We start from the raw sequence: 530 nt of genomic DNA on the forward strand, positions 1-530 counted from the left end.
GGTCCTGCTCGGCCGTGCCGTCACGGTAGATGCGGCGCGACACCGACACCCGCCCCGCCGACGGCAACCCCTCGAGTTCCAGCGTCACCTCCGCCAGCCCCAGCGGCGCCCGCCCCGACGAACCGTGAAAGACCAGTTCCGTCGCGCGGCCCGCACGCAGCTCACGCGCGCGCGCGCCCTGCGTCACCCAGCGGATCGCCTCCACGACGTTGCTCTTGCCGCTTCCGTTCGGGCCGATCACCGCCGTGATGCCCGGCCCGAACTCCAGACGCGCGTGATCCGCGAAGCTCTTGAAGCCCCGCAGCGAGATCGCCGAGATCACAGCTTGCAGTCGTCCTTCGTGTACGGCACGCTCAGATCGAAGTGACCCAGCAACGTCTCCGCGTTGCGGCCACCCACCAGGAACGTCACGTCACGCGCGCCCGGCACGCCCAGCAGCGTCTGCGTGATCGTGCAGACGATCATCTGCTCACCGCTCGCGCCGTAATTCAGCCGCGTGTACGACTCCGGCAGATCCACGAAGAAGTGAT

General features: G+C 68.5%; 2 protein-coding genes. Both read right to left on the reverse strand.

From position 1 onward, the window contains the following. Positions 1 to 322: AAA family ATPase (locus DEIPI_RS28430; RefSeq protein ID WP_045233631.1), on the reverse strand; the 322-nt coding region annotated here is incomplete at its 3' end. Then, positions 319 to 530, reverse strand: a 212-nt coding sequence (locus DEIPI_RS28435) for a GerMN domain-containing protein (RefSeq protein WP_045233632.1), incomplete at its 5' end; no start/stop codon positions are given. The genes DEIPI_RS28430 and DEIPI_RS28435, both read right to left, overlap by 4 nt.

Origin of the sequence: Deinococcus pimensis DSM 21231 (assembly GCF_000519345.1) — a bacterium.
GTDB lineage: Bacteria > Deinococcota > Deinococci > Deinococcales > Deinococcaceae > Deinococcus_A > Deinococcus_A pimensis.